Annotated in this window: 13 protein-coding genes, 2 tRNA genes and 1 pseudogene; 7 read left to right on the top strand and 9 right to left on the bottom strand. The window is 69.0% G+C overall.

Annotated elements, in window-relative coordinates:
* Positions 1–6 precede the first annotated feature (6 nt).
* The 3 genes and pseudogenes from AB0I77_RS19000 to AB0I77_RS19010 form a co-directional block, all read right to left on the bottom strand.
* On the bottom strand, positions 7–1,359 hold the full coding sequence (locus tag AB0I77_RS19000; RefSeq protein WP_363283731.1) for a sugar ABC transporter substrate-binding protein: 1,353 nt from the start codon (positions 1,357–1,359) through the stop codon (positions 7–9).
* An 82-nt stretch (positions 1,360–1,441) separates the two neighbouring features.
* Positions 1,442–2,203: a DeoR/GlpR family DNA-binding transcription regulator gene (locus tag AB0I77_RS19005; RefSeq protein ID WP_363283732.1), complete on the bottom strand. Its 762-nt coding sequence runs from the start codon at positions 2,201–2,203 to the stop codon at positions 1,442–1,444.
* A gap of 361 nt (positions 2,204–2,564) precedes the next feature.
* Positions 2,565–3,229, bottom strand: a pseudogene (locus tag AB0I77_RS19010) (IS5 family transposase); the annotation flags it as partial.
* 178 nt (positions 3,230–3,407) lie between these two features.
* Between AB0I77_RS19010 and AB0I77_RS19015 the strand changes: the two are divergent.
* From AB0I77_RS19015 to AB0I77_RS19025, 3 genes are all read left to right on the top strand, one after another.
* Positions 3,408–3,968 carry a ricin-type beta-trefoil lectin domain protein gene (locus tag AB0I77_RS19015; RefSeq protein ID WP_363283804.1) on the top strand — a complete coding sequence of 187 codons (561 nt, stop codon included), beginning with the start codon at positions 3,408–3,410 and terminating at the stop codon, positions 3,966–3,968.
* Between the two features lie 40 nt (positions 3,969–4,008).
* On the top strand, positions 4,009–5,526 hold the full coding sequence (locus AB0I77_RS19020) for an Ig-like domain-containing protein (protein ID WP_363283805.1): 1,518 nt from the start codon (positions 4,009–4,011) through the stop codon (positions 5,524–5,526).
* A 398-nt stretch (positions 5,527–5,924) separates the two neighbouring features.
* A complete protein-coding gene (locus AB0I77_RS19025; RefSeq protein WP_363283733.1) occupies positions 5,925–6,944 on the top strand; it encodes a glycoside hydrolase family 6 protein in 1,020 nt (339 codons plus the stop codon).
* Between the two features lie 88 nt (positions 6,945–7,032).
* Here AB0I77_RS19025 and AB0I77_RS19030 read toward each other — a convergent pair whose 3' ends face one another.
* From AB0I77_RS19030 to AB0I77_RS19040, 3 genes are all read right to left on the bottom strand, one after another.
* Positions 7,033–8,970, bottom strand: coding sequence for a kelch motif-containing protein (locus tag AB0I77_RS19030; RefSeq protein WP_363283734.1), 1,938 nt, complete (start codon positions 8,968–8,970; stop codon positions 7,033–7,035).
* The gene (locus AB0I77_RS19035; protein WP_363283735.1) at positions 8,967–11,039 is read right to left on the bottom strand and encodes a glycosyltransferase family 2 protein; all 2,073 of its coding nucleotides are present in this window, start codon (positions 11,037–11,039) and stop codon (positions 8,967–8,969) included. The genes AB0I77_RS19030 and AB0I77_RS19035 overlap by 4 nt, the downstream gene beginning before the upstream one ends.
* Before the next feature lie 404 nt (positions 11,040–11,443).
* Positions 11,444–11,517: transfer RNA gene (locus AB0I77_RS19040), tRNA-Lys, on the bottom strand.
* Between the two features lie 170 nt (positions 11,518–11,687).
* Here AB0I77_RS19040 and AB0I77_RS19045 point away from each other — a divergent pair.
* The 4 genes from AB0I77_RS19045 to AB0I77_RS19060 all read left to right on the top strand — a co-directional run bounded on the left by AB0I77_RS19045 (position 11,688) and on the right by AB0I77_RS19060 (position 16,655).
* A complete protein-coding gene (locus tag AB0I77_RS19045; RefSeq protein ID WP_363283736.1) occupies positions 11,688–13,079 on the top strand; it encodes a peptidoglycan-binding protein in 1,392 nt (463 codons plus the stop codon).
* 42 nt (positions 13,080–13,121) lie between these two features.
* Positions 13,122–14,225, top strand: a complete 1,104-nt coding sequence (locus AB0I77_RS19050) for an SPFH domain-containing protein (RefSeq protein ID WP_363283737.1) — start codon at positions 13,122–13,124, stop codon at positions 14,223–14,225.
* A 100-nt stretch (positions 14,226–14,325) separates the two neighbouring features.
* Entirely contained in the window at positions 14,326–14,931 is a 606-nt protein-coding gene (locus AB0I77_RS19055) for a lytic polysaccharide monooxygenase (protein ID WP_363283738.1), read from the top strand.
* A 68-nt stretch (positions 14,932–14,999) separates the two neighbouring features.
* Complete coding sequence (locus AB0I77_RS19060) at positions 15,000–16,655, top strand: long-chain-fatty-acid--CoA ligase (RefSeq protein WP_363283739.1); 1,656 nt, start codon at positions 15,000–15,002, stop codon at positions 16,653–16,655.
* Here the strand turns inward: AB0I77_RS19060 and AB0I77_RS19065 are convergent.
* The 3 genes from AB0I77_RS19065 to ehuA all read right to left on the bottom strand — a co-directional run bounded on the left by AB0I77_RS19065 (position 16,621) and on the right by ehuA (position 18,492).
* Positions 16,621–16,694 (bottom strand) — tRNA-Lys (locus AB0I77_RS19065). The two genes, AB0I77_RS19060 and AB0I77_RS19065, sit on opposite strands and share 35 nt — an antisense overlap.
* Before the next feature lie 85 nt (positions 16,695–16,779).
* Positions 16,780–17,538, bottom strand: coding sequence for an IclR family transcriptional regulator C-terminal domain-containing protein (locus AB0I77_RS19070; protein WP_363283740.1), 759 nt, complete (start codon positions 17,536–17,538; stop codon positions 16,780–16,782).
* Between the two features lie 210 nt (positions 17,539–17,748).
* A complete protein-coding gene (gene ehuA, locus AB0I77_RS19075) occupies positions 17,749–18,492 on the bottom strand; it encodes an ectoine/hydroxyectoine ABC transporter ATP-binding protein EhuA (protein WP_363283806.1) in 744 nt (247 codons plus the stop codon).
* Positions 18,493–18,533: the final 41 nt, after the last annotated feature.

The following is an 18,533-nucleotide window of genomic DNA, read 5'->3' on the forward strand; positions in this document are numbered from 1 at the left end:
TGAAGGTCACTTCTGGTAGGTCTTGGCGACGTCCTCGGCGAGCTTCTGGCCGTCGTTCAGCGCCTTGTCCACGCTGGTCTTGCCGGCGATGGCGGCGGAGATCTCCTGGGTGACCTTGGTGCCCAGGTCCTGGAACTCGGGGATGGCCACGTACTGGATGCCCACGGTCGGCCGGGGCTGGACGCCCGGGTTGGCCGGGTCGGCGCCCTCGATGGACTTCAGGGTGATGTCACCGAACGACGCGGCGGCCTTCTTGTACTGCGGGATCTCGTAGGTGCTGGCCCGCTTGCCGGCCGGCACACGCGCCCAGCCGAGCTTGTTGCCGACGAGGTTCTCGTACTTCTTGCTGGAGGCCCACAGCATGAACTGCGAGGCGGCGTCGGCGTTCTTCGTGGTCTTGGGCATGGCCCACGACCAGGCCCACAGCCAGCCGCTGCTGTCCGTCTTGACGGTCGGTGCGTAGGCGTAGCCGACATTGCCGGCGATCTTGCTGGTGGCGGGGTCCTCCAGCGACCCGGCCGCGCTGGTCGCGTCGTACCACATGGCGACCTTCTTCTGGCTCAGCGCGTTCAGGCACTCGGTGAACCCGGCCTGCGGAGCGCCCGCCTCACCGTGCTCGCGGACCAGGTCGACGTAGAACTTCGTGGCCTCCTTGAAGCCGCCGCTGTTGACCTGCGCCTTCCAGTCCTTGGTGAACCAGGTGCCGCCGAAGGTGTTGACCATGGACGTCAGCGGCGCACCCAGCTCGCCCCAGCCGGCCAGACCGCGCAGGCAGATGCCCTTCATGCCGGGCTCGGCACCGTCGACCTCGGCCGCGATGTCGGCGATCTGCTGCCAGGTCGGGTGCTCGGGCACCGTGATGCCCTTCGCCTTCATGACGTCCTTGTTGTACATGAGCATCGAGGACTCGCCGTAGAACGGCAGGGCGTAGAGCTTGCCGTCCGAGCCGGTGAGCGACTGCACCATCGGCTTGAGCAGGTCGGCCTTGTCGAAGCCCTTGTCCTTGTCGGCGTAGGAGCCCAGGTCGTGCAGCCAGCCGTTCTTCTCCCAGATGGGCACCTCGTAGGCGCCGATGGTGGCGACGTCGTACTGGCCGGCCTGGGTGGCGATGTCCTGGGTGACTTTGTCGCGCAGCTCGTTCTCGGGAAGGATCGTGAAGTTGACCTTGATCCCGGTGTCCTTGGTGAAGTTGTCCTTGGTCAGCTTCGCGATGTCCTCCATCTGCGGGTTGCCGACCATCAGTACGTTGATGCTCTTCCCTCCGCCCGAGGACCCGCCGGCTCCGGCTCCGGAACAGGCGGTGGCGAGCAGGGCGGTGGCGGCGGCGCCGGCTATCAGGGCGTATCTGGTCGATCGCATGACTGACTCCAGGGAGTGTTCGAGGGCATGGGGAACCCGGCCCCCGCCTTGCGGGGTGGGATAGGTGGGGACTGACTGCGGCTCAGGCCTGGATGACCTGGGGTCCCAGCAGTGCGTAGCGGCGGGCCTCGGAACTGTGCAGACCCGCGTCGGTGACGATGGCCTCGAAGTCCGTGACCTGTGCGAATCGGCAGAAGCTCACGGCACCGAATTTCGTGTGGACGCCGGAGAACACACGGCGCCTGGCGACTCGCATGACCTCGGCCTTCAGCGCGCTGACCGAGGGGTCGGGGGTGGTGAGTCCGTGCTCGCGGGAGATGCCGTTCGCGCCGACGTACGCCAGGTCGATGGCGAAGCCGGCCAGCATGCCGGTGGCCCAGTGGTCGACCGTGGCCAGCGTCCCGCCGCGTACCCGGCCGCCGAGCAGCAGCACGTTGATGTTCTCGGCGGATGACAGAGCCCCGGCGGTGGACAGCGAGGCGGTGACCACGGTCAGTGGCCGATCGCGAGGCAGGGCGGCGGCGATGAGCTGCGGGGTGTAGCCCTCGTCGATGTAGACCGTCTCGGCGTCCCCGAGGAGTGCGACCGCAGCGGCCGCGATCCGTGACTTCTCGGGGACGTTCATCGTGGTCCGGAAGGCGAGCGTGGTCTCGAAGCCCGCGCTCTCCACGGGATGGGCGCCGCCGTGAGTACGTCGGACCAGCCCGTGCCTCTCCAGCAGGTTCAGGTCGCGCCTCACGGTCTCCTTGGAGACTTTCAGTTCGGCGGCGAGTTCTCCGACGTCCACGGATCCGTCACGGCGTGCCGTTTCCAGGATTCCACGTCTTCGTTCCTCGGTGTCCACGGCGACACCTCCGTTTCACGGCTCCGCAAGTTGTGCCCGAGAGGGCGCCTTCCGGAGCCCGGCCCGTTCGGGCTCTGGTGGCCCAATTTCTACAAGGCGACTGCGGCTACTGACCAGGTTCGGCGTAGCGGACTTCGTGACCGAATGTGCCCGTTTTCCGGAGGGTGGAGCCCCTGGTTGACGCGGTGGAGGGTTCGGGGTGCGGGAGGCTGCTGCCTGTTCGCCGACTGGGATGTGCCCATTCACTGCCCGTTTCCTAGTGGATCAGGACATCTGGTCGCAGTGCGGCGTAGAAATCCGGCCATCTGCAGCCCTTTGTGGTGGGCACCACAGTCGGGGTCTCTTAGAACTCCTAACAAAGGCGTTCGACGACCCAGCGGAAGGTGCCCAGGCCGGTGCCGTGTGGCTGGCCGCCTTCGGCGATCGCCGGGCGGATGCCCCGCTCGCGCAGGAGTCGTCGGTACTTGTCGTGGTCGTAGCCGCGGTCGGCGAAGAGCGTGTCGGGCAGCCGTCGCCGGGGTCGTCCGACGGCGCCGGCCACGGCTGGGATCTTGTCGAGCAGGGGCAGGAGCTGGGTGACGTCGTTGCGGTTGCCGCCGGTCAGCGACACCGCGAGCGGGATGCCCTGTCCGTCGGTGAGGACGTGGTGCTTGCTGCCCGGCCGTGCGCGGTCGACCGGGCTGGGTCCGCTTCTGGGCCGCGGCGGGCGGCCCGGACATGGGAGGAGTCGATCACCGCCCTCGACCAGTCCAGCTGGTTCTTCGACCGCAGCTTCTTCAGCAGCACCGCGTGCAACTTGTCCCAGACGCCGGCCTCGTTCCAGGCCGCCAGGCGGCGCCAGCAGGTCATGCCGGAGCCGAAGCCCAACTCCTGTGGCAGGTACTCCCACTGGATGCCGGTGTGCAGCACGAACAGGATGCCGCACAACGCCTGCCGGTCCGGGACCCGCGGCCGGCCTTCGACCTGCTTCGGCCCCGGCTCCGGCAGTAACGGCTCGATCAGCGACCACAGTTCATCCTGCGCCAGTAAGAGGGTGCTCTGCGAGGAGCGGCGCCCGCACAGTTCCTCTTGATCTGCCACATCAACTCCCCAGTATTTATGCGCTTTTGAGGTTGAGGGCCATGGGAGTTGGTGGTTGCGTGGCTCCGCATCCCCTGTAAAGAGCGCGTAAGTAGCGGGACGGAGTTGCCAGAAGGCCGCCACGATCGTCGACGGTGAGTGGCACCACTGCCTGGACAGCGACTACGACGGTCGTGTCTTCATGAGCCCGTGCGGCGGTGACCGCACCTACTACCAGCAGTGGCAGGCGGTCGGCTCCACCCTCGTCGACGTGCAGACCGGGCTCTGCCTCGACGGCAACGACGCCGGCGCGATCTACACCGAGCCGTGCCACCCGCAGGACGCCTACCAGAACTGGCATGGGTCGAAGGGCAAGCAGGTCATCTTCAACGAGAAGACCGAGCGGTTCCTGTCGGCGAGCGAGACCGGGGTGATCGGCGGCGCCTACCTCGGCTTCGACCGGCAGCAGTGGACGACGACCGCGACGGCGGGGGTCTGTGACATCGAGCCGCTGACCATGGTGATCGACCATGTGCAGGACGAGTTCGTCTACGTCACGAACAGTCCGTTCGTGAGCCAGGCGAACGGGCGGCGCCACGTGCACTTCTCGGTCACCAGCACCAACACCAAAGGGGTCAAGGCCTCAAGGCGACTGGAGAACACCAGTGGACCGACGAGACGACGACATCCGAGTCGATCGCCGTGACCTCGGACTTCGACGCCGAGGTCCCGCAGGCGTGACGAGGATGGAGGCGGGCTGGGCGGTGTTCCGGCGCGTGGTCACCTTCCACTGGCACCGGACGGCGAAGGACTGCACCGACCTGACCAGCGGTGAGCAGGACCTGCGGGTTCCCTACGGACAGGGATTCGGCTGGGACTGCGAACCCAAGCCCGGCTGCAGGCAGGCCTTGGAGGAGGCGAACCAGGGCACGCTGGGCTACCTCCCCGAGGGGCCGCCCGACCCGCCTGACAATTCAGGGGGAGGGGGCGGCAGCGGCTCCTCCTTCCGGTCCTCCGCACAGCCTCAGGCCGCACCTGCCGCCGCGTACAAGTTCGACCGCGGGCTGATAGCCCGCTCGGGCCCGACACCGCCACCTCCTCCACCCGCCTGCAAGCCGATCACCATCACCTACACCGGCGTACGGTCGGCGGACTATCACGCGCCCTTCACCGCCTCGGCCCGGGTGACCAGCGGCGGCAGTCCGGCCGCCTTCGGCACCGTCACGTTCTCCCTCGGCGGCACCTCCTGCACCGCCCCGCCAGGGTCTTCGGGCGACGCGGCCTGCCGGCTCACCCCGAAGGACGCGCCCGGCCAACTGCCGCTACGGGTCCGCTACTCCGGCACCGACAATTATCTGCCCAGTTCCACCGAGGTGGCCTTCACGATCCGCAAGGCGGTCTCCAACCTGCGGTACACGGGCACGAAGCGGATCGCCAACGGACAGCCCGCCCAGTTGTCCTCAGTCCTCACCGAAGGCGCGACCGGGACCACCCCGATCGCGGGACGCTCCGTCCAGCTCGCCCTGGGCGACGGCCCCGCCAAGCAGGCGTGCACCGCGACGACCGACTCCCAAGGCGTGGCGAGCTGCACGATCCCGTCGGCCGACCAGCCGCTGAACGCCGATGCGACGGTCCCGGTCACCGCCGACTTCGCCGGTGACCGTTACTACCTGCCTTCGGGCGACAAGGCCCAGGCCCGGCTGGAGTACTACACCGGTCAGGCGACCGGCCTGTCCGCCTCGGTGAACCTGCCCCTGGTCGCCCTGTCGGTCGGCCCCTCGCCGGACACCGGCTTCGTCCGTACGGCTTCGGCCACCCGGACCGACACGCCCTGCACGGCCTCGGCCGGGGTGCTGCTGGTCGAGGCCGACTCGCTGTGCCCGCAGGTGACCACCCGCCTGGCGCCGGGCACGGTGGAGGCGACGGTACGGGTCGCGGATGTGCACGTCGGACTGCCGGGACTGCCGGTGATCGACATCTCCGGCCTCACCGCGTCCTCCACCAGCACCTGCACCAGGACGAGCGGCTCTGCCACGATGACACTCGCCATCGCGGGACGCCGGGTGGACGTGCCGACCAGCCCGAACAGCACCATCGCGCTGCCCGGGGGCGGCCGGATCGTCGTCGACGAGCAGTCGCCGGTGAGCGACGCGGACAGCGGGCTGACCGTCAGGGCCGCGCACATCGTGGTCCCCGGTGCCGCCGGCAATGTCGTCGACGTCAGCGTCGGCACGGCGCAGAGCGCGGCGCACAACTGCCGGTAGACGCAGACATGCGCAGAACACCCACTCAGCGCACCTGGCCCGGTCGACGACCCGCTTCCCCCTGAAGCCGCCGACCGGGCCTGGTCCTCGACCGCGCGCGCACGGGCTGCGGGAGTAACCCGGCGACCTGCGCGGGAGGCTTCGAGAGCCATGGTGGGTGATGACTCTAGAACGGATGTGCGCCGGGGCTAGAGGCCGAATAACGCCAAGTCCCGGACCAGTGGCTCTCCGTAGTCCGCGCAGGTGGTCCGAGGGGCCATGACCCGGCCAGGCCCGGACCGGAACCCCCGGCCATCGGCGCTGTAACAGCTCGTGGACAAGGCCGGGACGACCTCGTGGGCCCCGTGCCTGGTGTGTCACGATTGAGGCTTGGAACGGTGCACCCAAGGGGGAGTTGGATGTACGTCAGCAGGGGGGCTGGAACACGCCTGTCCGCGGCGGTGCTGGGGGCGGCACTGATGATCGCGGGTTGTTCCTCGGGGGACGGTGACGACAAGGAGGACGACGTCGGCACCGGGATCAGCCAACAGCCCAAGGAAGGCGACCCGTTCTGGGTCAACCCCGAGGGCAACGCGGCGCAGCAGGTGGAGACCTACCAGAAGGCCGGCAAGAAGGAAGAGGCCGAACAGATCCGCAAGATCGCCGAGCAGCCGACCGGCGAGTGGATCGGCCCGGAGAACCCGGAGCAGGAGGCGCGCGGCTTCACCGAGGCCGCCGAAAAGGCTGACCGCACGGCCCTGTTGGTCCTCTACAACATCCCGCACCGCGACTGCGGCCAGTACTCGCAGGGCGGCGCCGCCGACGGCGACGCCTACCGGGCCTGGATCGACGGCGTGGCCAAGGGCATCGAGGACCGCTCCGCGACGGTGATCCTGGAGCCGGACGCCGTACTGCACCTGGTCGACGGCTGCACCGGACAGGAATTCCACGAGGAGCGCTACGCCCTGCTCACCGAGGCGGTCGGCAAGCTCGCGGCCCTGAAGAACACCAAGGTCTACCTGGACGCGGGCAACGCCGGCTGGGGCAACCCCGACCAGATCTTCGAGCCCCTCCAGCGGGCGGGCATCGACCAGGCCGACGGCTTCTCGGTCAACGTCTCCAACTTCTACTCCACCGAGGACTCCATCGCGTACGGCAAGCAGCTGTCCGCGAAGACCGGCGACAAGCCCTTCGTCATCGACACCAGCCGCAACGGCAACGGCCCCTACGAGGAGGGCAAGCCCGACGAACGCTGGTGCAACCCGCCGGGCCGGGCCCTGGGCGAGCCCCCGACAACCGAGACATCGGACCCGCTGGTCGACGCGTACATCTGGGGCAAGCGCCCGGGGGAGTCGGACGGCGAGTGCAAGGGCGGCCCGAAGGCAGGCGAATGGTGGCCCACCTACGCCTTGAAACTGGCGCAGGCTTCAGCCACCTAGGGGCGCGGGGCTGTGACATATGCGGCTCCGCCGCGTGGGCGCGACCAGCCACAGCGCTCCCGCACCCAAGAGTCATCCTGCGGGAGCGCTACGGCACTCGAACCCACTGCGCCTTCGACGGCGTCCCCTGATCATCATCCACAAACACCATGTACCACCCCGACTGCACCAGATTCTTGTTCTTCGGCACAGTCACCGTGATCTTGTTCCCCGTCGCCTTGTAGTCCAGCGCGATGGACCGCTGATCGACGTCAGTCACGTGCGTCGACGCACTCGGCCGAATCAGCCGCACCTTCTTGATCGACGAAGCATGCTCCGAGGTGAACGTCCCCGACCCACCCCGCTCGATGGTCTGCGGCCCACCCGACAACGACGGCCGGGAATCCCGGTACAGATACGGCGGCGTATACATCTCGATCCGCTGCTCGAACGTCCCCGGCTTGGTGTTCCCCTGGTCGCCGTACAGCGAGTCGGACCCGAAGAACATCACCCGCCCGTCGGGCAACAGCAGCGAACCGGAATGGTAGTTGCGCCCCACCAGAGGATCGGCCATCTCCTCGAACGTGTTCGTGTCCGGGTGATACAGCCGAGCCTGAAGAATGTTGGAATCACCGCGCCCGCGATAGTCCTCCGAACCCCCGGAAACCAGCACGGAGTCGTCCGGCAGGACCGACGCCTGCGGATAGCGCGTCCCCTTCTCCAGTGCCGGCCCGTCCACGAACTTCGGGTCGTCGGCCTTCAGGTCGATGATCCGCGTCTTGTTGCTGGACAGCTTGGACTCGCCGACCCCGCCGCCGCCGATCACCATGTACTTCTCGTCCTGCGCCGGCGGCAGCAGCACGGTCCCGGCCGTCTCCAGCTTGTCCGGGTCGCTGAGCCCGGGCACCTTGGTGAACTTGTTGGTGTCCACGTCCCAGATGCCCGGGTCGCGGCCCACGTCGTCCGGTCCGTAGCCCGCGTTCGCACCCGAGTAGAAGATCTTGCCGTTCTGCATCAGGAACAGCGCCGGGTACGTCGGGAGCTGCATGGTCTTCGGCAGGTAGGTCCACTTCTTGGTCTTCGGGTCGAAGACCTCGTTCTTGCCCGGGACCAGCTGGCCGATGTCGTCGAGGCCGGAGACGCTGAGGATCTTGCCGTTGCTCAGGGTGGTGAGCGTCGGATACCAGCGGGCCTCCTTCATCGGGTCGACCTTGATGTACTTCTCGGCGATCGGGTCGAATTCGAAGGCGTCCCGAATACCCTGGAAATCTTTCTTGTCGAGGGCGAGTTTCTGCGCGATGCCGTACGTGTTCTTGGCGTCGACACCGGAAAGGCCCTGGACGGTGTAGTTGTCCTGTGTGCCGGTCTGGTACTTGGCGCCGCTGTTCTGCGCCTCGACGTAAATCCGGCCCAGGCCCGGGGTGTTGCCGAGGAACCTGCCGGTCCGCTTGTCGAAGTTCTTCGTCGCCCGCTCGACGACGACCGGGTCCTTCGACACGAAGGTCTTGCCGTTCTCCTTGCCCACGAACTTGGTGCCCGCGGGCAGGGTGATCGGCTTGTCCGGGTTCTCGTTGTGGACGATCATCAGGCCGCCGGCCTTGGTGACGTCACCCTTCAGCTTCTCGTACCGCTTGGTGCCGCCGGCGATCAGCAGATTGCCGTTGGCGAGCTGCGTGTGGCCGGTGCAGAACAGGTCCTTGGGCGTCGGGACCTTCTTGATGGTGCCCTTGACCGGGTCCCAGATCCGGGTGTCGAACTTCTTGTCGTCGAAGTTGTCCTGGTTGTTTCCCGAACCCGCGACGAGCAGCACTTTGCCGGTGCGCAGCAGCGCCGCGTGAATGGTGTTCTGCCGGTATTCCTTCGGGAACTCGATGGTGTCCCATTTGCCGTTCGCGGCTTTGTACTCGGGTCTGTTGATCTGGTACTGGTGGTATTTCTCGGTGCCGAAGCGGTACAGCCACGGCCCGTTCATCCCGGCCAGCGCGAGCACCACCGCTGAACCAATCGCGAGTCGACGGGCGCGGCGGTGCCCTGCACGGTCCTTCATTCCTTACGTCCCCCAAGTCCACCAAGGGCGATCTGCATGGTCTGGTCATCGCTCCCGCTCGCGCCCCCGTTCGAGGCGGCCCAGCTCGGCTTGTGCTGCGGGGTGTGCTGGGCCGGGGTGCGCTGCGCGGGCAGCGGCTGCGGCTGATAGGCACCCGGGGGAACCGCCACAGGAGCCCCAGAGTGAGCCCCCGCAGGAGCCGCAGGAGCCGCAGGAGCCGCAGGAGCCGCCGCAGCCGCAGGAACCACCGAGTCCTGAGGCTCCTGCTGCGGCGCGGCCGGCTTCTTCTTCGCCCCCCGCAGCGACCAGCGCCAGGCGAGGATCGGCGACGCGGTGATCAGCAGCGCGAAGCACGCCCAGATGACCATCGCGGGGTGCGAGTGCCCGAACACGAATCCGGCGGCGATCGACGCGCCGAAGACCATGATGAAGAACAGGTGGATACGGAAGGTCCCCAGCAGTGTGTCCGGGCTGGCCGAGTCGCCCTTGGGCGTCACCACGAACTTGCTCTTGCGGCGCAGCACGGCGTCCATCAGCGAGCGGGCGTAGATCGGCGCGGAGAGCGCCGACATCACCATGCCCGCCACACCGCCGGAGCCCTCCGGCTCGTGCGGGGAGACGTTGTGCCGCCGGTTCCAGATGTACAGGCCGATCTGGAGCACCGACGCGTTGCCGTACAGCATCAGCCACACGGTCGGGTCGATGTTCACACCCGAGGCGCCCAGGCCCAGGAACAGCGCACAACTCAGGGCCGCAAGGATCCAGTTGAGGGCGGACATCGGGTAGAAGATGATCATCATCGTGTAGTTGAAGAGCTTGCTCGGCGGCAGCGAGTACCAGCCCTTCCAGTACTGCTTGAGGATGGTCTCGTAGGTCCCCCGCGACCAGCGCAGCTGCTGCGTGAAGAAGTCCGTCCAGGCGTTGGGCCCTTCGCCGACCGCGAGCACGTCCGGGGTGTAGACCGACCGCCACTTCTTGCCCGTGGCCGGGTTCTTCGCGCGGTGCATCTCGAAGCCGGTGGCCATGTCCTCGGTGATCGAGTCGTACAGGCCGCCGATCTGCTTGATCGCCTTGATCCGTACGGCGTTCGAGGTGCCCACGAACATCGGGGAGCCGTACCTGTTGCCGGCGCGCTGGATCAGCGCGTGGAAGAGGAACTGCTGCGACTCGGCGGCCTTGGTGATCGGGTTGTCGTAGTTGCCGTAGACCTGCGGGCCGATGACGAAGCCGATGTTCGGGTCGCGGAAGAAACCGAGCATCCGCTCGAGGTAGTTGGGCAGCGGCACATGGTCGGTGTCGACCGAGGCGAAGAAGTCGTAGTCGTCGCCGTGGGCTTCCAGCCAGGCGTTGTAGTTGCCGTGCTTGGTCTTGGCGCGGTGCGGGCCCTGGGGCTGGTTCCACTTCGCGACGCCCTTGCGGGAGAAGTGGTGCACGCCGAGCCGGGCGCAGACCTCCTTGACCGCCGGGTCGTCGCCCTCGTCGAGCAGCCAGACGTGCATGAGGCCGCGGTGGCGGATGCGTACCGCGGCTTCCAGGGTCTTCGTCACCATCTCCAGCGGCTCCTTGCCGGGCACGAAGGAGGTGAGGAAGGCGACTTTGGTGCCGGTCTCGGGCACGACCGGAATCGGGTCGCGGGCGACCAGGGTGGCGTGCGCGTTCGAGACCACGTTCATACAGCGGAAGAACTCGATGAGGCCGATCGAGACGAGCATCACGATGTCGAGCGCGGGCAGCCAGGAGAAGGCCGGGTAGTCGCGCTCGGTCCAGTGCTCGGGCTGGAGCAGCCAGGTCAGCAGGACCAGCGAGAGCAGCGGCGCGGCGGCGAGCATCAGCGCGACCCGGATGCGGTGCGGCTCCTGCGAGATCAGCGAGCGGTACTGCACTCTGTACGGCTTGCTCGGGTCGGGTTGGGTGAGGGGACCTGCCAGCCGGCTGTAGTGCTCGTAGTCGTACTTCGGCAGTGTCTTCTTGATCCGTCGGAACGCACCGGTCCGGTGTGACGGCACCCTGAGCTGGGTGGTCTGGGACGGGTCGTAGTTCTGCCGGGCGCCCGTCGGCGTCGACGTCATGAGTCATCCCCCCACACGCGAGTCACCGCGTGGTGTCGTTTCTTTACCGCTGCTCGGGTCCCCCTCGACCCTTCACAGTGGTATCAGCGCTGAGCCGCAGTCACCACACGATCCACATCTATGGACACAGAACTGCGACGTTCCGGTTGCATGATGCCCCCCTCGGCATCGCTCCATGAACGGGGCCCCTCTCCCCGCGACACCGGCGCAACCGGCTTCTTGCCCCCCAACTACCGCGTATACGCGGCATCTTGAAAACCAGGGTTCTACGGTGTTCATCTTGATCGCAAGATACGAAACGCGGTGTTTACCGGTCATACGCGCTCAATGTGGTCAATGTGGCCCGTGTGGGTGAAAACAGAGGACGGCCCCCCTCGGGTGAACGAGGGAGGCCGTCCTGTCCGTGCGCCGCCAGGGACTCGAACCCCGGACCCGCTGATTAAGAGTCAGCTGCTCTAACCAACTGAGCTAGCGGCGCGTGACCCGCACGACTCTACCGGATGCGGGGGAGTGCCCCGGACCGCCCACTCCCCCGGAGGGCCCCCGTACATCATTCGGACCGTCAACATGCGCGTGCCGAAGACAGTTGAGAAACTGACGAATGTGCACAGCCGCGAACATTTTCAGCTGGAGTGTGAGGGGAATCGCATGGCGACTCCGGTATTCGAGGAATTCGATCCCGCGAGCGACTGCGGCTGCCCCGGATGCGTTCACTGGCGGCGCGTCCTGCCGCGTTTTCCTCAGACCCGGTCCGGCCGCCATCCGGCAGCCCACCGGGCCGTCCTCCTCGCCGCGGCGGCCTCCACCGCCCTCGTGGCCGGGCAGGCGGCCCCGGCCCTCGCCGCCCCCCACGCACCGGCCCGTCCGGGCGTTCCCGCAGATGACGAGCCCGACACCCCGCAGGGAGGCAAGGCCCCGCTGCACGGCCCGGCCGGGAAACCGGCGAGGCCGGCCGGCCCGGTCAGGACGCCCGAGACCACCCGCGCGGACATCATCAAGCGGGCCAAGAAATGGGTCGCCGCGAAGGTGCCGTACAGCATGTACGCGTACTGGGGCGACGGATACCGGCAGGACTGTTCGGGCTTCGTTTCGATGGCCTGGAACCTGCCCGGAAACGAGTGGACGGGCAGCCTCGAGCAGTACGGGGTGCGGATTTCCAAGGAGGATCTCCAGCCCGGCGACATTCTGCTGTTCCACAATCCGGCCGACCCCGAGAAGGGGTCCCACGTCGTCATTTTCGGCGGCTGGACGGACTACACGCACACCTACTACATCGCCTACGAGGAGACCCGCCCCTACGCCCGCCGGCAGTCCACCCCGTACGCCTATTGGAGCCATTCCGACCGCTATCGCGCCTACCGCTACAAGGGGCTCGCGGGCGGCCCGACGGGGGTGCGGCCCGGCACGGAGAAGCCGAGCACGGAGAAGCCCGGCACGGAGAAGCCCGGCACGGAGAAGCCAGACGCGGCGCAGTCCGGCAGTGGGAAGCCGGGTGCGCCGGCCGGGACGCCGTACCCCGGAAGGGCGTATTTCGGCCCCGGCGCGAACAACAAGCACGTCACCCGGCTCGGCCGCATGCTCGTCGAACGCGGTGCCGGGCGCTACTACACCTCCGGCCCCGGCCCCCGCTGGTCGGACGCGGACCGCAGGGCGACCCGGGCCTTCCAGCAGGCGCAGGGCTGGCGGGGCCAGGACGCCGACGGGCTGCCGGGCCCGCGGACCTGGGCGCTGCTGGTGACGGGGGAGGGCAGGGACATCACGGCTGGGACGGCGGGCCCGCCGGCGCCCGCCTCGCACGGGGTGTCCGGCTATCCGGGGCGGGCGATGTTCCGGCCCGGAGCGGCCAACACGTACGTCACCCTGCTCGGAAAGCAGCTGGTGAAGAAGGGATTCGGCAAGTACTACACGACCGGGCCGGGACCGCGCTGGGGCGAGGCGGACCGGCGCAACGTCGAGGCCTTCCAGCGCGCCCAGGGATGGCGGGGCGGCGCGGCGGACGGCTATCCGGGGCCGGAGACCTGGCGGCGGCTCTTTTCCTGACCACCTGTTGTGGCGCATCTGGCGCGGAGGCTGGAGGCACGCATGAGTACGACCACTTCCCACACCCCCGAGTCCGAGGGCCCGTCGAGGCCCGCCCGGCTCATCCAGAACGAGTCGACCACCGAGATCCCCGTCCACCTGCTGTTCCGGGACGAGCCCGACCCGGTGTCGGTGCCGCTGCGGCCCGCGGTGGTGGGGCGCCGGCAGGGCACGGGGGAGCAGCCGCGCTTCCGGCGTCCTGTGCCCGCGAAACCGAGCCCCGTCCCGAAGGTCGACCCCGCGCTGGTGGAGCGGCCCGCGCGGGTGCTGCCGGGTTCGGCGGGGGTGCTCGCCGGTGCCTGCGGGATGGCCGGATGTCTCGCCACCTCGTGGTGGGCGGGCGCGCTGCCGCCGCTCGTGGTGGAGGCGCTGGGGCTGCCGTCGTCCGCTGCGGCGGGCCTCGGTCCCGTGCAGTGGGCGGCGTACGCGGGGGCGGGGGCTCTCGGGCTGTTCGGCTTCGGCGGGCTGGCCCGCGGCCGGACCGGGCGGGCCTGGGTGCTCGGCCTCTTCGGCCGCTACCGGGGGACCGTCCGGCGCACCGGCCTGATGTGGGTCAACCCGATGCTGCTGCGCCGCCGGATCGACGTACGGCTGCGGCACTGGCGCAGCGAGCCGATGCCCGCGGCCGACGCGAGCGGGGTCGCGCTGCGGGCGGTGGTCCTGGTGGTGTGGCGGGTGCGGGACACCGCGCGGGCCATGCTGGGGATCGAGGACCACGAGACGTATCTGCGCGCGTGCGTGGAGGTGGCGCTCGCCCGGGTGCCGGTGGAGCTGCCGGGGTCCGGGCGAGGGGCCACCGCCGGGGAGGCGCTGACCCGGCTGGTGGCGGCGGACGCGGCGCCGGTCGGCATCGAGGTGTTCTCGGTGCACCCGCTGCGCGTCGAGTACGCCCCCGAGGTCGCCGCCGCGATGCACCGGCGCCGGATCGCCGCGCTGGATGCCCAGCACCGGGCGAGCGTGCTCACGTCGGTGGTCGACTCGGTGGAGGACACGGTGACCCGGCTGACCATGCGGGGGCTGGTCGAACTCGACGACTACGAGCGGAAGGCGCTGGTGAAGGACCTGACGGTCGCGTTCTGCGCGGGGCGCGGGGACGCGTCTGCGTGATTGGTATGGACATGTTCAATCGGCAGTAATAACCTGCGACTTGGTCTAGACCTACCTGCACAGCTCAGTGAACTCCCCCACGTTCTCCAGGAGCAGCAGCATGCGCAAAAAGACCAAGTGGTACGCCGCCGCGCTCGGCCTCGCGACGACCGGAGCCCTCGTGCTCTCGTCGGGCGGCGCGAGCGGCCACGGCTACACCGACCTCCCCGTCAGCCGTCAGAAGCTCTGCCAGAACGGCACCGTGACCAACTGCGGCAACATCCAGTGGGAGCCCCAGAGCGTCGAGGGCCCCAAGGGCTTCCCGGCCTCCGGTCCGGCCGACGGGCGGATTTGTTCCGCGAACAACACGCCCTTCGCGCAGCTCGACAGCCCGAAGACCCCCTCGGGCGGCGCCTGGCCCACCACGAAGGTGAGCGGCGGCCAGAGCTACACGTTCCGCTGGCAGTTCACGGCCATGCACGCCACGACCGACTTCCGGTACTACGTCACCAAGCCGGGCTGGAACCAGAACCACAACCTGGCCCGCTCCGACCTCAACCTCACCCCGTTCCTGACCGTCCCCTACGGCGGCCAGCGTCCCCCCGCCACGCTCTCCCACAGCGGCACCCTGCCGTCGGGGCTGAGCGGCCACCACGTCATCGTCGCGGTATGGACGGTCGCGGACACGGCCAACGCGTTCTACGCCTGCTCGGACGTCACGTTCTGAACGACGTGATGGGCGACTGCGGTCGCTAGTCTCCACATCTGACGGTACGTCAACTACCGTGCGCCCCCATGGAGTCCACGAGGCGTACCGTCGCGGAACTCGTCGCCGGCCGGTGGGGCGACCACCGGCCGGGGCTGTGGTGCGAGATGGGGAGGGTGCTCACGCACCACGAGGTGGCGGCGGGGGCCGCGGCCCGGGCGGCCCTGCTGGCCGATCTGCTGCCGCCCGAGGCGCACATCGGGATCCTGCTCGACAACACCCCCGAATACCCGATGTGGTTGAGCGCGGCGGCCCTCGCGCGCACCGCCGTCGCCGGCATCAACCCCACCCGCCGGGGCCCCGAACTCGCCCGCGACATCCTGCACACCGAGTGCCGGATCCTGATCACCGAGCGCACCCACCTCCCGCTCCTCGCCGGCCTGGAACTACCCGGCGTACGCCTGCTGGTCACGGACACCCAGGAGTACGACGACCTCCTCGCGCCCTACGCGGGCGCCCGGCCGGACGCCTCCCGGGCCACCCCCGCCGACCGCCTCCTCCTCTACTTCACCTCGGGCTCGACCGGCGCCCCCAAGGCCGCGATCTGCACCCAGGGCCGCCTGGCCGCCGCCGGCCGCTCCCTGGCCGACCAGTTCACCGTCCGCCCCGACGACGTGCACTACGTCTGCATGCCGATGTTCCACGGCAACGCGGTGATCGCCGACTGGGCGCCCGCGCTCTCGGCCGGGGCGGGGGTGGCGCTGCGGCGGCGGTTCTCGGCGTCACGGTTCCTGGCGGACGTACGGCAGTACGGGGCGACGTACTTCACGTACGTGGGCCGGGCCGTCCAGTACCTCCTCGCCACCGAGCCACGCCCCGACGACCGCGACAACCCGCTGCGGCTGGGTTTCGGCACCGAGGCGGGGGCGGTGGACGCGGCGGCCTTCGAGCGGCGGTTCGGGGTGCGGCTGGTGGAGGGCTACGGGTCGTCCGAGGGCGGCGCGGCGATCCAGTGGCGGCCCGGCACGCCGCCCGGCGCGGTCGGCCCGGCGCCACCCGGACTCGCGGTGCTGGATCCGGCCACCCGCGAGGAGTGCCCGCCGGCGGTCTTCGACGCGACGGGGCGGCTGCTGAACGGCGACGAAGCCATCGGCGAACTGGTCAACCGCGGGCCCAGCCCCTTCGAGGGCTACTGGCGCAACCCGGACGCGGAGGCGGAGCGGCTGCGGAACGACGGCTGGTACTGGACCGGCGACCTCTTCTACCGGGACACCGACGGCTTCCTCTACTTCGCCGGCCGCACCGACGACCGGCTGCGCGTCGACAGCGAGAACCTGGCCGCCGCGGTGATCGAGAACATCCTCGCCCGGTACGAGGGCGCGGTCGCCGTCGCTGTCTACGCGGTGCCGGACCCGGTGACCGGGGACCAGGTGATGGCGGCGCTCGCCGGTGACTTCGACCCGCTCGGCTTCGCCGAGTTCCTGCTCGCCCAGCCGGACCTGGGGACGAAGATGGCGCCCCGGTTCGTGCGCGTGGTGGAGCGGATGCCGGTCACGGCCACGAACAAGATCCACCGGGCGCGGCTCAGGAAGGAGGGGGTCCGCTGCGCGGATCCGGTGTGGTGGCGGCCTCCCGGGGAGCAGACGTACCGGAGGCTGACCTCGGCGGACGCCGAAGGGCCCCTCGTTTCCACGAGAGGCCCTTCATCCGTGCGCCGCCAGGGACTCGAACCCCGGACCCGCTGATTAAGAGTCAGCTGCTCTAACCAACTGAGCTAGCGGCGCGTGACTCCCGCCAGACGCTTTTCGCGGCCGACGACACAGAAAATACTACCTGGTCCCAAGGAGTGCTTGTGACGCGCGGCCCGCTCTAGATCGCCAGCGACAGCAGTACCGGAGCCGCCCCCCGGTTCAGCTTGTCCGCGGCCTGGCGCAGGCGGTGGGCGTGCTCGACCGGGAGGGACAGGGCCAGGCAGCCGACCGAGGAGCCGGCCGTGATCGGGACGGCCGCGCAGACCGTGCCGACCGCGTACTCCTGGAGGTCGAGGTGGGGCACCGTCGGCGGCTGGGTCTCCAGGCGGGAGAGCAGCAGCCTGTCGCTGGTGATGGTGCGCGAGGTGAGGCGGGCCATCTTGTGCCGGGCGAGGTGGTCGCGCCGGCCGTTGTGGTCGAGCTGGCCCAGCAGGCTCTTGCCGAGCGCGGTGGCGTGGGCGGAGTAGCGGAAGTCGACCCACTCGTTGACCGAGGGAGTCGCGGGGCCGTCGGCGTACTGGGCGATCGTGACCTCGCCGTCGACGTACCGGCTGATGTAGACGGCGGCGCCGATCGAGTCGCGCAGCCGGTCCAGGGTGCGCTGGAGTTTCTCGCGCAGGGCCTGGTCGCGGTCCTGGGCGTCGCAGAGGCGGGTGAGGGCGGCCCCGGTGACGTACGCCCCGTCGGCCACCTGCTCGACGTATCCCTCGCGGCGCAGCATGCGCAGGAGCGTGGTCAGGCGCTCCGGGCCGAGGCCGGTCAGGCTGGCGAGGCGGGTGTCGGTGATTCCGGTGGTGTGCCGCGACACGGTCTCCAGGACACGCAGGGCGTCCTGGGCCGAGTGGTACGGCGCGGTCGGCTCGTGCATCAGCGCCACGGTGTTTCCCCCTGCGCTCGCTCGGTGCTTTACAACGGGGCCGTAATCCGGACAGCCAATCCCCTCCACGATAGCCGCCAACGGCTGCTGTCGGAGGGGCTGTTCCCGATCGGTATATGCCGTTGGCCGGGCGTCGGTCACGATGTCACCGACGCCCGGACCACAGATCCGGCGGCTCCGCCCAGCCTGCGGGCCCAGGACAGAACCGCGCTACAGAACCGCGCTCAGGAATTCCCGTGTGCGTGCGTGGTCGGGGTCGCCGAAGAGCTTCTCCGGCGGCCCGGACTCGATGACGCGGCCCGAGTCGAACATCAGCACCTGGTCGGAGATGTCCCGGGCGAAATTCATCTCGTGCGTCACGCAGAGCATCGTGATGTCGGTGGTGCGGGCGATGTCCCGCAGCACGTCGAGCACGCCCGCCACCAGCTCCGGGTCGAGCGCCGACGTCACCTCGTCCAGCAGCAGCACCTGCGGCCGCATCGCCAGCGCCCGGGCGATCGCCACCCGCTGCTGCTGGCCGCCGGACAGCTGGGTCGGGCGGGAGTCCGCCTTGTCGGCGAGGCCCACCAGGTCGAGCAGCCCGCGGGCGCGCTCCTCCGCCTCGTCCTTGGACATGCCGAGGACGGTGACGGGGGCCTCGGTGATGTTCCTGAGGGCCGTCATGTTCGGGAACAGGTTGAACTGCTGGAACACCATCCCGATCTTCTTGCGGACCTCGCGGACCTGCTTCTCCGGGGCCGGGAAGAGCTGCTCCCCGTCGACGGTGATCGTGCCCTCGTCGGGCTTGGTCAGGGTCATCAGCAGCCGCAGGATCGTCGTCTTGCCGGAACCCGACGGACCGATCAGCGTGACGTGCTTGCCGGTGTCGACGGAGAAGTCGAGCCGGTCGAGCACGGTGTTGCTGCCGAAGCGCTTGCTGACCTGTTCGAGGCGGATCAGCTCACGCCGGTCCACGGCGGGCGCGTCGGTGGGCGTGGGTTCGGTGGGTGTCGTGG

It is taken from the genome of Streptomyces sp. NPDC050619 (assembly GCF_040654815.1).
Taxonomy (GTDB): Bacteria; Actinomycetota; Actinomycetes; order Streptomycetales; family Streptomycetaceae; genus Streptomyces.